The 13903-nt window shown below is 73.4% G+C and carries 11 protein-coding genes and 1 pseudogene; 5 read left to right on the forward strand and 7 right to left on the reverse strand.

Going from position 1 to position 13903, the window contains the following annotated elements:
• The first annotated feature begins 48 nt into the window (after positions 1-48).
• Positions 49-1215 (forward strand): serine hydrolase domain-containing protein, encoded by a 1167-nt coding sequence (locus ACIBAF_RS40085; RefSeq protein ID WP_399470124.1) that lies wholly within the window; start codon positions 49-51, stop codon positions 1213-1215.
• Positions 1216-1256: 41 nt separating this feature from the next.
• Here the strand turns inward: ACIBAF_RS40085 and ACIBAF_RS40090 are convergent, their stop codons facing one another.
• Complete coding sequence (locus ACIBAF_RS40090) at positions 1257-1982, reverse strand: class I SAM-dependent methyltransferase (protein WP_399470126.1); 726 nt, start codon at positions 1980-1982, stop codon at positions 1257-1259.
• A gap of 5 nt (positions 1983-1987) precedes the next feature.
• The gene (locus ACIBAF_RS40095) at positions 1988-2551 is read right to left on the reverse strand and encodes a PadR family transcriptional regulator (protein WP_399470128.1); all 564 of its coding nucleotides are present in this window, start codon (positions 2549-2551) and stop codon (positions 1988-1990) included.
• A gap of 77 nt (positions 2552-2628) precedes the next feature.
• Here ACIBAF_RS40095 and ACIBAF_RS40100 point away from each other — a divergent pair, with 77 nt between their 5' ends.
• Positions 2629-3036 (forward strand): nuclear transport factor 2 family protein, encoded by a 408-nt coding sequence (locus ACIBAF_RS40100; protein ID WP_399470130.1) that lies wholly within the window; start codon positions 2629-2631, stop codon positions 3034-3036.
• 9 nt (positions 3037-3045) lie between these two features.
• On the opposite strand, the gene ACIBAF_RS40105 is transcribed toward ACIBAF_RS40100, so the two are convergent.
• Positions 3046-3936, reverse strand: a complete 891-nt coding sequence (locus ACIBAF_RS40105; RefSeq protein WP_399470132.1) for a hypothetical protein — start codon at positions 3934-3936, stop codon at positions 3046-3048.
• 447 nt (positions 3937-4383) lie between these two features.
• Here ACIBAF_RS40105 and rho point away from each other — a divergent pair, with 447 nt between their 5' ends.
• Complete coding sequence (rho, locus tag ACIBAF_RS40110; RefSeq protein ID WP_399470134.1) at positions 4384-5526, forward strand: transcription termination factor Rho; 1143 nt, start codon at positions 4384-4386, stop codon at positions 5524-5526.
• A gap of 128 nt (positions 5527-5654) precedes the next feature.
• On the forward strand, positions 5655-6869 hold the full coding sequence (locus ACIBAF_RS40115; RefSeq protein ID WP_399470136.1) for a D-alanyl-D-alanine carboxypeptidase family protein: 1215 nt from the start codon (positions 5655-5657) through the stop codon (positions 6867-6869).
• Positions 6870-7141: 272 nt separating this feature from the next.
• Here the strand turns inward: ACIBAF_RS40115 and ACIBAF_RS40120 are convergent.
• Positions 7142-7993: pseudogene (locus ACIBAF_RS40120) on the reverse strand (glycosyltransferase family 87 protein); the annotation flags it as partial.
• Positions 7990-9396, reverse strand: coding sequence for a polyprenol phosphomannose-dependent alpha 1,6 mannosyltransferase MptB (gene mptB / locus ACIBAF_RS40125; RefSeq protein WP_399470138.1), 1407 nt, complete (start codon positions 9394-9396; stop codon positions 7990-7992). The gene mptB and the pseudogene ACIBAF_RS40120, both read right to left, overlap by 4 nt.
• A 161-nt stretch (positions 9397-9557) precedes the next feature.
• Here mptB and ACIBAF_RS40130 point away from each other — a divergent pair, with 161 nt between their 5' ends.
• Positions 9558-10322, forward strand: a complete 765-nt coding sequence (locus ACIBAF_RS40130; protein WP_399470140.1) for an alpha/beta fold hydrolase — start codon at positions 9558-9560, stop codon at positions 10320-10322.
• A 92-nt stretch (positions 10323-10414) separates the two neighbouring features.
• Here ACIBAF_RS40130 and aspA read toward each other — a convergent pair whose 3' ends face one another.
• Both aspA and ACIBAF_RS40140 read right to left on the reverse strand, forming a co-directional pair.
• Positions 10415-11827, reverse strand: coding sequence for an aspartate ammonia-lyase (gene aspA / locus ACIBAF_RS40135; RefSeq protein ID WP_399470142.1), 1413 nt, complete (start codon positions 11825-11827; stop codon positions 10415-10417).
• 1045 nt (positions 11828-12872) lie between these two features.
• Positions 12873-13889: an asparaginase gene (locus tag ACIBAF_RS40140; protein WP_399470198.1), complete on the reverse strand. Its 1017-nt coding sequence runs from the start codon at positions 13887-13889 to the stop codon at positions 12873-12875.
• Between the last annotated feature and the right edge of the window lie 14 nt (positions 13890-13903).

Consider the following 13903-nt stretch of genomic DNA (forward strand, 5'->3'; position numbering starts at 1 on the left):
CCCGGCCGCACCGTCGCGGTCCGGGCCCCGGCGGACCACGGAGGCTTCATGTCCGAACAGGTGCCACAGGTTCACGGCCACTGCGACCCCCGGTTCGCCGCGGTGCGCACCGCCTTCGAGGAGAACTTCCGGGACCGCGGCGAGCTGGGCGCCGCGGTCAGCGTCACGGTCGACGGCGTGACGGTGGTCGACCTGTGGGGCGGCTGGGCCGACGGCGGGCGCACCCGCGCCTGGGAGCGGGACACGCTGGTCAATGTGTGGTCCACGTCGAAAGGGCCGACGGCGCTGTGCGCGCACATCCTCGCCGACCGGGGGCTGCTCGACCTCGACGCGCCGGTGGCCGCGTACTGGCCGGAGTTCGCCGCGGCGGGCAAGGAGCGGGTCGTGGTCCGGCATCTGCTCTCCCATCGTGCGGGCCTCGCCGGACTGCGGGAGCCGCACTCGCTCGAGCAGCTCTACGACTGGGAGCTGACCACCGCCCGCCTCGCGGCCATGGAGCCCTGGTGGGAGCCGGGCACCCGGTCCGGTTACCACGCCTTCAGCTACGGCTTCCTGGTCGGGGAGGTCGTGCGGCGGGTGTCGGGGCTGCTGCCGGGGGCCTTTCTGGAGCGGGAGGTGACCGGCCCGCTGGGCGTCGACTTCACGATCGGGCTGCCGGAGAAGGAGACCGGGCGGACGGCCGAGCTGGTGCATCCGCCGACCGTGTCGACCAGCGAACAGGCCGCGACCTTCAGCCAGTTGGCGCCCGCGGCCATCGCTGCCCTGGCCAACCCCATGGCGGGCGCGACCGAGGCCAACTCGCCGGCGTGGCGGGCCGCGGAGCTCCCGGCCGCGAACGGCCACGCCACCGCGCGGGCGATCGCGGCGCTCTACGCGATCTTCGCCGGCCGGGGCACGTACGGCGGCCGGCGCGTCCTGTCCCCCGAGGCGGTCGAGCGGGTGCGGGAGGGACAGGGCAGCTGTCGGGACCTGGTGCTGGGGGTCGGGATCGGGCACGACACGGAGATCGCGCTCGGCGTGTGGCTCAGCGGCCCGAACGGATCGTACGGACCCAACCCGCGCGCCTTCGGACACGACGGCTACGGCGGCTCCTGCGGGCTCGCCGATCCGGAGGCGGGGGTGTCCATGGGGTACGTCATGAACCGGATGGGGCCGCGCATCGTCGACGACCCACGCAAGACGGCGCTGGTGGAAGCCCTGTACAGCGCGTTGTGAGCCGTCCAGGCGGGAGAGTCGGCAGCTCTCTCGCCGACGCCTCAGTCCGCCCGGCGCGCCTCGACCATGCGCACGCGTGGACTTCCGTCGCGCCTGGACCCGAACTCGGGCAGGGCGCGGAGGTCCACGCGGAACCCGGCGTGTTCCAGTTCGCGCCGGACCTCGCCGAGCCGGAAGGCGCGGTAGTACATCACGAACGGCGGCCGCCACAGGGCGTTGCGCACCCGCATCACGGCGTCGAAGCCGAGGAGCATCCAGTAGACCGGAGAGGACGGCCGGGGCGGCGCGACGAGGGGGAACGCGAAGCAGCCGCCCGGCCGCAGCGCGCGGTGCACCTGGGCGAACAGGCCCGGCAGCTCACGGGGCAGGAAGTGGCCGAACGCGCCGAAGCTGACGACGAGGTCGAAGCGGGCGCTGAACGGCAGGGCGCGGGCGTCCGCACGCACCCAGGACACCCGTGGGCCTGCCGGACGGCTCCGGCCGCGTGCCTCGTCGAGCATGCCCGCGCTGAAGTCGACCCCGGTCACGCTGGTGTGACACACCGTGGCCAGGACGTCGACCCCGGCGCCCGTGCCGCAGCACAGGTCGAGGCCGTCCTCGTAGGGCCCGGCCTCCTTCAGCGCCGAGGCGACCGCGTCAAGGACGGAGTCCGGGGTGCGGAAGGGCGTGTGGTCGAACTTCGGGGCGAGGAGGTCGTAGCCACGCTCGACGGACGACAGGGCCTGGACGGCGAGTTCGCGCAGGGTGGGGCCTTCGGGGCTGAACATCTGGGTCACCCTACGGCGGTCCGCCGCATCAGGAGCACGAGGGCGCGCTCGCACCAGCGCAGGTTCGTCTCCTCGAAGGCGATGCCGCCCATCAGGGTCAGGTAGGGGCCGATCCGCTCGGCCTCGCTCAGGTACGCGTCCTCCGTGCGCCCGCCGAGGAGGCGGTCGCGCACCCGCTGGTAGCGGTCGAGCTTGGCGCGCGACCAGGTCATGCGTTCCTCGATCAGCGCGCGGGTCACCTCGGGGTCGACGGCGTCCGCCGCCTGGATCTTGACGAAAAGTTCGTCGCGCAGGGCGGTGGGGCGGCGCGGCGGGGTCGCGGCGAAGGCGCCCAGGTCCTCACGGCCCGCCTCGGTCAGGGTGAACATCCGCTTGTTGGGCCGGCGTTCCTGCTGCACCACCCGTGCCTCGATCAGGCCGTCCTGCGCGAGGCGTTCCAGCTCACGGTAGAGCTGCTGCGGGGTCGCGGGCCAGAAGTTCGCGAGGGAGGCGTCGAAGACCTTCGACAGTTCGTAGCCCGAGGCCTCGCCGTCCAGGAGGGCGGCCAGGACGGCGTACTTGAGGGACATATGGACATCGTAACAGCAGGTGATTATTCTCATCTGCATCTACTCAACAAATTTACTATCTGCTGTGAGGTGATCCGATGCGCGCGTTCCGTGAGGCGGTCGAGGCCGGCGATCTCGACGCCGTCGAGGCGCTGCTGGCCGAGGATGTGGTGTTCACCAGCCCGGTCGTGTTCAAGCCGTACCCGGGCAAGGCGATCACCGCGGCGATCCTGCGCGCCGTGGCGGGTGTCTTCGAGGACTTCCGCTACGAGCGTGAGCTCGGCGGCGGCGACGGCCGCGACCACGCGCTGGTGTTCACGGCGCGGGTGGGCGAGCGGCAGCTGACCGGCTGCGACTTCATCCACCTGAACGAGGACGGGCTCATCGACGAACTCACCGTCATGGTGCGCCCGTTGTCGGGTGCGCAGGCTCTCGCGGCTGCGATGGGCGCGCAGTTCGAGGAGATCGCGAAGGAGGCGGAGGCCCGGTCGGCCGCCGCCTCCTGACGTCCGGCCTCAGTCCTTCAGGTCTCCCAGGGTCGTCTTCGTGTCCGCCTTCAGCCAGTCGGAGACCTCTTCGAGCTTGGGCGGATCGGTGTCGTCGCTGTACGAGGAGTAGTAGGCGCTGTAGCTCATCGTGTAGGTCACCCAGCCGTCCCGTACGGCGAGCGTGGCGTAGAGGGAACCGCTGGACGAGCCGGACGTGGTGTCGTCGCTGACGAGGTACGCCTCGTCGCCGATGCCGGTGACGGCGTCCACGTCGTAACCCGTGTGACTGTCGGCGTAGTTCTTCCAGGTGGCGGTGAACTCCGGCCCCGGGTCGGTCTTCTTGTGCCGGTCCAGTTGGACGGAGAGGTACGCGTCCGAGTAGCTCGACCCGGTCTTCTTCAGGCTGAGGTTGCACAGTCCCTCGTCGAGGGCGTCGTCCTCGAGGGTGTTGTGGGTCGGGGCGCTGTCGCTCTGCGGGTACTCCTCCTTGAAGGACGAGTAGTCGGTGGAGTTGCACAGGTTGGACGGCGCGGTGTAGCCGCGCAGGTCCGGATCGGCTGCGGCGCCGATCAGGAAGACACCGGCCGCCCATGCGGCCGACGCCACCACCGCGCCGACCGCGGCCCACAGGACCGCCCGTCCGGCGCCGCCGCCCCTCGTGGGCGGCGGACCGACGACGGGGTACGGGCCCGGCTGGACGTACGGGTTGCCGGGCTGGGGCTGGGCGGGCTGCCCGACCAGGGTTGGCTGGGCATGGACGTGGTGCGGGCCCGCTTGGATCGCGGGCGCCGCCGGCGGGAAACCCAGCGGCCCGCCGGGGGCCGGCGACTGCGGATGCGGATAGGGGTACGCGCTCGGCTGGGCCGGCGCCTCGGACGGCTGCTCCGGCTGCTGCGGAGGCTGAGGCGGCGTGGACATGTCGTGAAGATAGGGCAGATGTAGCGGTCAAGTCCCTTGCCGTCACGGATCGTTACCCTCTGGGGACATGTGCGGTAAACCTCGAAGAGGCCGAGTTGCCCACCCGACCTCCTCCATGGGCGCTACGTACCGTATGCGCCGCACGGAACAAGGGATGCCGTGGGCGCGTTGACGGCATCGGAACGACCCGGTGTGCTACAGTCTCGGTAGCACTTGTGTACGCCCCCCGTTTGGGCGCCGGTGCCAGTTTTTCTTCAGTTCGCCGCATCACCCGCCGTTTCCGGCCGGTGCGACGGCTTTCCCGCACCACCTCACCAGCGGATCAGTTCTGCCGTGGCCGAGGTGCTGTCTCCCGCCGCCCGAGGTGCGCCGTGCGCCCTCCCTTCGCGGCTGCTCCCCCCTTCTCCGCATGTCCCATGCCTTCCGTCCGTGAAAGGACCGACCACCATGACCACCACTCTCGAACACCCCCCTGTGCAACAGCAGCCTCCGGCCCGCATCGCCGCCGGCGTCCTCGACATCGACGCGAGCGGGAAGGGGCAGCTGCGCTCCGCGGACTGCCTGCCCACGCCCGCCGATCTCCAGGTGCCGGCCGCGCTGATCCGCCGTCACGGCCTGCGCAAGGGCGACCTCGTCGAAGGGGTACGCGGCGCCCAGCGCGCACTGACCGAGGTCGCACGCGTCAACGGCCGTGCGCCCGACGCGCTGCGCGCCCGCCGCCACTTCCGTGACCTCACCCCCGTCCACCCGCACGAGCGGCTCCGTCTGGAACACCCGGCGGCCGGGCTCGCCGGACGCGTCGCCGATCTCGTCGCGCCCGTCGGCAAGGGCCAGCGCGGGCTGATCGTCGCTCCGCCGAAGACCGGCAAGACCGTGCTGCTCCAGCAGATCGCCGCCGCCGTCGCCGGCAACCATCCCGAGGCGCGGCTGATGGTCGTCCTGCTCGACGAGCGGCCCGAGGAGGTCACCGACATGCGGCGCTCCGTGCGCGGCGAGGTGTACGCCTCGACCTTCGACCGGACGCCCAAGCAGCACATCGCGCTGGCCGAACTCGTCATCGAGCGGGCCAAGCGGCTCGTCGAGGCGGGCGAGGACGTCGTGATCCTCCTCGACTCACTGACCCGGCTGTGCCGGGCGCACAACAACGCGGCCGCCGCCGGGGGCCGCACCCTGAGCGGCGGGGTCGACGCGACCGCGCTCATCGGCCCGAAGCGGTTCTTCGGCGCCGCGCGTGCGGCCGAGGAGGGCGGCTCGCTCACCGTCCTCGCCACCGCGCTCGTCGAAACCGGCTCCCGCGCCGACGACTTCTACTTCGAGGAACTGAAGAGCACCGGCAACATGGAGCTCCGCCTCGACCGCGAACCCGCCTCGCGTCGCGTCTTCCCGGCCGTCGACATCAACACCTCCGGCACCCGCCGCGAGGAACTCCTCCTCTCCCCCGGCGAGTTGACGGCCATGCGCGGCCTGCGCCGGGCCCTGCAGACGCGGGACGGCCAGGCGAACCTGGAGACGCTCCTGGCGCGGATGCGCGCCACCCCGGACAACGCGACCTTCCTGCGCCGCGTCCAGCCGACACTGCCGGCCGCCTGACGCCCCCCGACATCAGCTGACGTCGCCTCAAGCCGACCGACGCGGAACGTGCGGCATCCGGGTGCTCACGCGTACCCGCTCGGCACGGGCAGCGCGGCGAACGCCGCCTTCATTCCTACGTTGATCGTATGACGATCGGATTCTCTTCCCGGGTCGCTGTGGCGGCCTGCGCGTTCTGTGCGGCAGGCGCCCTCGCCCTCGGGCCCGCCGCGGTCGCCGCCCCCACCCGCCCGGATCCCCGAGCGCCCGGCGCAGCCGCCGGACCCGGTGCGCCCCGGGTGACGACGCCGCGGCCGTCCCTGCTGTACCGCTCCGGCACACAGGTCAGGCCCCGCCGGGGCGCCCCCGAGCTCCCGGACGTCTCCGCCCTGTCGTGGCTGGTCGCGGACGCGCGGACCGGCGAGGTGCTCGCCGCGTCGAACGCGCACCGCAAGCTGCCCCCGGCCAGCACGTTGAAGACCCTCTTCGCCCTCACGGTGCTGCCGGTCCTCCCCGGCGGGATCCGGCACCGGGTGAACGAGGAGGAACTCATGGACCTCGGGCCCGGCAGCAGCCTCGTCGGGGTCTCCGAGGGACACACCTACCGGGTCGCCGACCTGTGGCGCGGAGTGTTCCTCAACTCCGGCAACGACGCCGTGCACGTCCTCGCGGCGCTCAGCGGCGGCTGGCATGCCACGGCCGTCCGGATGCAGGCCAAGGCACGGCTGCTGGGCGCCCTGGACACACACGTGCGGTCGCCCGACGGGTACGACACGCCGGGCCAGGTGTCGTCGGCGTACGACCTGGCCGTGTTCGGGCGGGCGGGGCTGCGCAACGCGGACTTCGCACGGTACTGCGGCACCGCGGAGGCGGCCTTCCCGGGGGACGACGGCTGGTCGTACGAGATCACGAACACCAACCGGCTGTTGACCGGGGCGGACGGCGTCGAGCCGTACCCGGGGCTGATCGGGATCAAGAACGGCTACACCAGCAACGCCGGCAACACCCTGGTCGCCGCCGCCCGCCGGGGCGGGCGCAGCCTCGTCGTGACGGTGCTCAACCCCCAGGCGGGGGGCGGGTTCGCCGTCTACGAAGAGGCGCGCGAGCTGCTGGACTGGGGGTTCGCGGCCGCCGGGCGGGTCGACGCGGTGGGCTCGCTGGACGCGCTGCGGGCCCGCCCGCGTCCTCAGCCGGGGCCGGGGCCGACGCCGGCGTCCGCGTCGGCGCCCGTCGCCGCCGCTCACGCGGTCGACGACGCTCCCGGCTGGTCGGAGGCCGCCCGCGTGGCGGGGGCCGCCGTACTGGGCGGGGCCGGCGTGGCGTTCGTGCTGCGGCTCGCGGGTCGCCGCCCGTCCGAGAAATGACCGACCGGCAGCCACACCAGCAGACCGAGCGTGATCCAGGTGTAGACGTTGCTGCCGAGGAAGCCGTCGACTCCGGACGCGTCGTGGAACCACAGCCACACCACGCTGGTGCACAGCACCGCGTACAGGGCGCCCGCGACGCGCTGGCGCCCCGCGCGGATCAGCACGGCGAAGGACGGCAGCAGCCACACCAGGTGATGCACCCAGGTGACGGGGCTGACCAGGCAGGCGGTCAGGCCCGTGAGGGCGAAGGCCGCCTGCCAGTCCCCCACGGCCACCGCCCGCCGGGCCCGCCACGCCCACCAGCACAGCACGGTCAGGACCAGCACCGCCCAGACGGCCCGGCTCTCCACGCCCAGCCGGGCCAGGACGCCCTGGAGCGACTGGTTGGAGACGTAGTCGAGCCGGCCCACGCGGGTCGTGTCCCACATGGCGTACGTCCAGTAGAAGCGCGAGGCGTCCGGGGCGATCAGGGCCGCGAGTCCCGTGGCGGCCGCTGCCACGGCCGTCGCCACGGCGGCCTCCCGTCGGCGGCGGGCCACCAGCAGCAGGCCGATGAAGAGCGCGGGCGTCAGCTTCACCGCCGCCGCCAGGCCGATCCCGACCCCGGCCCAGCGGGTCCGGCCGGTCGTCAGGAGCCAGGCGTCGGTCAGGACGAGGGCCAGCAGCAGCAGGTTGACCTGCCCGAAGCTGAACGTGTCGCGCAACGGTTCGAACAGCGCGAGGGCGCAGGCGGCGAGACCGGCGCCGTACCAGCCGTAGCGCCGCCACCCCGGTCCGACCAGCACGCGGAGGACCACGGCCAGCGCCGTCAGGTTGAGCAGGAAGGCGGCGAGGATCGCGGTGCGCAGGCCGATCAGCGCCATCGGCAGCATGACGACGGCCGCGAACGGGGGGTAGGTGAAGCCGTACGACGTGCCCGGCACGCGGTAGTCGTAGACGCGGCCGCCGTCGTGGATCCAGCTGTTGACGGTGCCGTAGTAGACGCGCAGATCGAACCAGTCGCGCAGCAGCGGGACCGTCGCGGTGAAGACGGCGACGCCGACGGCGAGGACGAGGACCAGCAGGAGACGGCCTCGCTCGGTGCGGGGCGGTTGCACACCGCGGACGGCGATCGTTCTCATGCCGGACGCCCCAGGGCGGTCGGCGTCCGTGCCGCGAGGTGGGCCTGCCACAGGACGACCAGGGCGAGCGCACCGCCCGAGACGGCGAGCACCAGGCGTCCCGTGTCGGCGGGGTCGCCGTCGGGCAGGACGGCGAGGGCGAGGACGCCCGCCACGGCGGCCATCCGGTGCCGGATCAGCGTGTCGGGGGCGGCCGCGGCTATGAGGAACAGTCCCCACAACGCGTACCAGGGGCGGATCGCCGGGCCGAACGCGGCCACCGTGGCCAGACTCAGACCGAGCGCGTACACCGGGCGCGGCCGCAGCCGCCACCAGATGACGACGAGGGCGACCGCCGTCAACGCGAGGCCCAGCACGTGCCAGACGGGGATCGCCAGGGGCGCCAGATCGCTGCCGAGGTGCTCGAGGAGGGCGCCGGTGGCGCGGCCGAGCAGGCTGGTGAGCGCCCAGTTCTGCGCGGAGACCGGGGTGTCCAGTGCTCCTATCCAGCCGTATCCGGTGCCCGCGACGGCGGTCGCCGCGACGGTGGTGGCGGCGGCCGCGGCCCCCGTCGTCAGCAGGGTCGGAACCGGGCGGCGGCCCGCACGCAGCTGCAGGACCACGATCGCGACGAGGCCCAGGGCCGCGGGCGCCTTGACCAGGGCGGCGAGGGTGACCAGGACCGTGGCCAGCACCGGGCGGCGGCCCAGCGCGGCGACCAGGCCGACGCCGAGCAGGCCCAGCATGATCGCGTCGTTGTGGGCGCCGGCCACCAGGTGCAGCAGCACCAGCGGGTTGAGGACGCCGAGCCAGAGCGCGGCGGCCGGGTCGGCGCCACAGTGCCGGGCGAGCCGGGGCAGGGCGGCCGTCATCAGCGCCACCCCGAACAGCGCGACGCACCGCATGCCGAGCAGCCCGGCGGACAGGGCGCCCCGGGTCAGGCCGGCCAGAGCGCCGGCGAGGGCGAGGAAGACCGGGCCGTACGGGGCTCCGGTGTGCCGCCACAGCGGGGCGACCTCGTCGGCCAGCGGACCGCCGAGCCGGGCCGGACCGTGTGCGTACACGTCGAGGTGCGCGTCCACCATGGCGCCCTGGGCCAGATAGCTGTACACGTCCCGGCTGAACAGCGGCGGCGCGATGAGCAGCGGCGCGGCCCAGACGACGAGGACCAGGACGAGGGCGCGCGGGGTCGGCGGATCCGCGCTGCGCACCAGACGGCCGAGCAGGATCCAGGCCGCGGTCAGCAGCACCAGTCCGCAGTACACGCCGACCAGACCGAGCGCGGCGTGCACCGACGACGGGGCCAGGAGCTCGCGGGCGGGCAGCGCGCCGGCCGTCTCGCCGCCGAGCGCGAGACAGGCCGTGCCGGCCAGGCCCAGCACCTGACAGCGACGGAGATCGATGGGGAAAGCCTTGGCCAACACTCCGTCATGGTGTCAACGCCGGGTGGCCGGAGAGCGACGTTCCGCCCTCCGGACGGCGGCCTGCGTGTGACCGGCTTGTGAGGTCTTGGCCGGAGCGATGAGTTCCGCGGGTCCGGCCGGTCTCTGTGGTGACCGCCTGCCACCGAACGGATGTGGTGACCATGCCGACCGGCTCCGACTACGCCAAGGTCAACGGCCTGGAGATGTACTACGAGGTCCATGGCTCCGACGACGGCAAGCGGCGTCCGCTGGTGCTGCTGCACGGCGGCGTCCTCACCGTCGGCCTGTCCTTCGCGGCGGTGCTGCCGACGCCGGCCGCCGACCGTCACGTCGTGGCTCCCGAACTCCAGGGGCACGGCCACACCGCCGACACCGACCGTGCCCTGACCCCGGCCGACCTGGCCTCGGACGTGGTGGCCCTGCTCGACGAACTCGGCATCGAGCAGGCCGACGTGCTCGGGTTCAGCCTGGGCGGGCTGGTCGCGCTGCAGCTCGCGCTCGCCCACCCCGAGCGCGTCGGCCGGCTGGTGCTCGCCTCCACCCAGTACACCCAGGAGGGCTGCCACGACGAGATCCGCACCCCCGACTACACCTCGCCGCGGCTGCCCGGCCAGGCGGACTTCCAGGAGATGGCGGACGCCTACGCGGCCGTCGCCCCGCACCCCGAGCACTTCCAGGACTTCCTCGCCAAGTGCGCGGCGGCGGCGCACGCCCCGCTGTCCTGGACGGCCGACGACCTGCGCGGGCTTCGGGCGCCCACGCTGCTGGCGATCGGTGACACCGACTTCGTGAGGATCGAGCACGCGGCCGAGATGCAGCGGCTCATCCCCGACGCCGAGCCAGCCGTGCTGCCGGCCACCACGCACATGGCGTTGATGCGCCGCACGTCGCTGCTGCTGCCGCTGCTGACCGAGTTCCTGGACTGACCCGGGCTCGCCCGGGCAGTCGAGGACCGGCTGGAGGGACGGGAACGGGATCACCGTTGCGCCGCCCAGCCGGTCCTCGCCCTCGTCCGCCCTCAGCCCCGCAGGGGCCCGCTGCCGGCGAGGACCTCGGGGCGCAGCAGGTCGGCGAGTCGCTCGGCGGGCAACAGGCCCTTCTCCAGGACGAGTTCGGCCACGCCGCGGCCGCTGACGAGGGCCTCCTTGGCGATGTCGGTGGCCGCCGTGTACCCGATGTGCGGGTTGAGGGCGGTGACCAGGCCGATGGAGTTCTCCACGCTCGCGCGCAGCGCCTCGGTGTTGGCGGTGATGCCGTTCACGCAGCGCTCCGCGAGGGTGAGGCAGGCGGCGCGCAGGTGGGTGATGGACTCCGACAGCGAGTGCAGGATGATCGGCTCGAAGGCGTTGAGCTGGAGCTGTCCGGCCTCGGCGGCCATGGTGATGGTGACGTCGTTGCCGATCACCTCGAAGGCGACCTGGTTGACGACCTCGGGGATCACCGGGTTGACCTTGCCGGGCATGATGGACGAACCCGCCTGCACCGGCGGCAGGTTGATCTCGCCGAGGCCGGCACGCGGCCCGGAGGACAGCAGCCGCAGGTCGTTGCAGCTCTTGGAGAGCTTGACTGCGACGCGCTTGAGCACGCCCGACATCTGGACGAACGCACCGCAGTCCTGCGTGGCCTCGACCAGGTTCGCGGCGGTGACGAGGGGCAGTCCGGTGATCTCGGCGAGGTGACGGCGGGCCGACTCGGCGTATCCGGCCGGGGCGTTGAGTCCCGTGCCGATGGCCGTGGCGCCGAGGTTGATCTCGTGGATCAGCTCGACGGCCTCGGCGAGGCGGCTGCGGTCCTCGTCGAGCATGACGGCGTACGCCGAGAACTCCTGGCCGAGGGTCATCGGCACCGCGTCCTGGAGTTGGGTACGGCCCATCTTCAGCACGTCCCGGAACTCGACCGCCTTGCGGCCGAAGGCGTCCTGGAGCACGGCCATCGCCTTGAGCAGCCCGCGCACGGCGAACACGGTCGCGACCTTGACGGCGGTCGGGTACACGTCGTTGGTGGACTGCCCGAGGTTGACGTCCTCGTTGGGGTGCAGGTACCGGTACTCCCCCTTCGCGTGGCCGAGCAGCTCCAGTGCCCAGTTGGCGATGACCTCGTTGGCGTTCATGTTGGTCGAGGTCCCGGCGCCGCCCTGGACGACGTCGACGATGAACTGGTCGTGCAGCTTCCCGGCCCGGATCTCACGGCAGGCGGCGACGATGGCGGCCGCCTTGTCCGACGCCAGCAGACCGAGCTCCTCGTTGGCGAGCGCGGCGGCCTCCTTGACGGCGGCGAGGGCGTCGATGAGGTGGGGGTAGGCGGAGATCGGCGTCCCGGTGATGGGGAAGTTCTCCGTGGCGCGCAGGGTGTGGACACCCCAGTACGCGTCGGCGGGGACGTCCCGGTCTCCGAGCAGATCGTGTTCACTGCGGGTGGCGGCGACGGTCATGAGGGTGCGGCCTCTTTCTGAGGGTGAGTGTGGAGCGGGTGAGTGAGGTCGGGTGGAGGGTGGTGTCCGGCTCGGGCGGTACGAGGTGACGCCCGCCCGAGCCGGTCAGGACACCGGTCCGATGGTGACCGGACCGGTGGTTCAGGGACCGCCCGCGCGTGGCGGCCGGAGTACGACGCCCCGCCGGACGCCTCGCGCGCCGCGACCCGAGCAGCTGTGCAGGACCGGCCGACGGGCGCCCGCACACGGCGCGCGTCGGGCGGGGACACGCCCACCGGACGGCACTTGGCCGAGCGGCCCGGGCACGCGACACGCCGAGCCTCGGGCGGGCGCGGGACCGGTTGAGCCGCGGCCGGTGCCCGGGTCGGGCCGGTCGAGCGCCCGTGCCGGGCATGCCCCCACTGAGCCGAGCGGCCACGGCCGCCCGACGACGCCTGTGCGCCGCGGCCGCGTGCCGGGCCGAGGCACACCGAAGGCACCGACCCGGCGCGACGACGGGCCGCGCGATGGCCGCCGGACGGACCGCCCGAGGCGATGGCACCCGATTCGACGGCACCAGGCACCGCGCGCCGACGGGCCGCGCGATGGCCGCCGGACGGGCCGCCCGAGCGATGGCACCCGATTCGACGGCACCAGGCACCGCGCGCCGTCGGGCCGCGCGATGGCCGCCGGACGGGCCGCCCGAGGCGATGGCACCCGATTCGACGGCACCAGGCACCGCGCGCTGACGGGCCGCGCGATGGCCGCCGGACGGGCCGCCCGAGGCGATGGCACCCGATTCGACGGCACCAGGCACCGCGCGCCGACCGCCCGCCTGAACCGTGCCGCCGAGGCGACGGCCACACCGGTCGAGCGGCGGAGCGGCGCACCCGCGACGGCTTCGCGGGGCCACCCGCAGGCCCATGAACGCCCGCCGGGCGGGCCGGACTTGCGATCGCGCCCCTGCCGAGCGGTCACCGGCCGCGCCGGGCGGCCGGCGTGGGCCTCCGTCCGGTCGGCCGGAGGCCCGGGTGAACGGCACAGCCCCATCGGTGGTCCGTGCGGGTCAGGCGCAGGCGCGTGCGGTGAGGGGGTCGAGGGCGCGTACCGGGTGGACGCAGCCGACCGGTTCGCCGCCGCCGAGGAGGGGTTCGCCCGCGAACTCGGTGAGGAGGGCGGGGTCCACGCCTGCACGGGCGAGGGCGGCCGCCGTCACCGGGACGCGGGCGCGGTTCGCGCCGTCGGAGATCTTGACGGCGACGGCGCGGCCGTCCGGGAGCGCGGCGACCTCGACGCCCTCGAAGCCGTCCTTGGCGAGCAGGCCGGGCACGGCCCGCATCAGGGCGGCGACGTCCCGGCCCGCGCCGGAGGCCATCTCGGCGTGGTCGCGCATGGCGTCCGCGACCCGCGCCTCCGGGGTGTCCGGGGCCGCCGTGGTGATGCGGGCGGCGGCCCTGGCGAGGCCGTGCAGGGAGACGGAGAAGAGAGGGGCGCCGCACCCGTCGACGGTGACCCGTGCGATCCGCTGCCCGGTGAGGTCCTCGACGATCTCGGCGATCGCCTGCTGGAGCGGGTGCTCCGGGTCGAGGTAGCCGTCGAGGGACCAGCCGTTGAGCTTGCAGGTGTACAGCATGGCCGCGTGCTTGCCCGAGCAGTTCTGGGCGAGGCGGGAGGGCTCGCGGCCCTCGCGTATCCACGCGTCGCGGACCGCCGGGTCGTACGGCATCTCCTTGACGTTGCGCAGGTCGTCCTCCGTGACGGCCGCCAGCTCGAGGATCCGCCGGGTCCCGGCGAGGTGGCGTTCCTCGCCGGAGTGGCTGGCGGCGGCGAGCGAGAGCAGCTCGCCGTCGAGCGGCAGCCCGGCCCGCAGCATGGCGACGGCCTGGACGGGCTTGAGCGCCGAGCGCGGGTAGAACGCGGCCTCGATGTCGCCGAGCTGGAAGTCGACCTGACCGCCCGTGCCGAGGACGACGACGGAGCCGTAGTGGATCCCCTCGGTCACCCCGCCGCGCACGAGGTGGGCGACGGGGGCGTGGAGGGGTTCGCGGATCGCGGGGGCGTGGGCGAGGGAACTGCTGTACATCACTGCCTGGATCA

It is taken from the genome of Streptomyces sp. NPDC051677, assembly GCF_044453465.1.
In the GTDB taxonomy this organism is placed as follows: Bacteria; Actinomycetota; Actinomycetes; order Streptomycetales; family Streptomycetaceae; genus Streptomyces.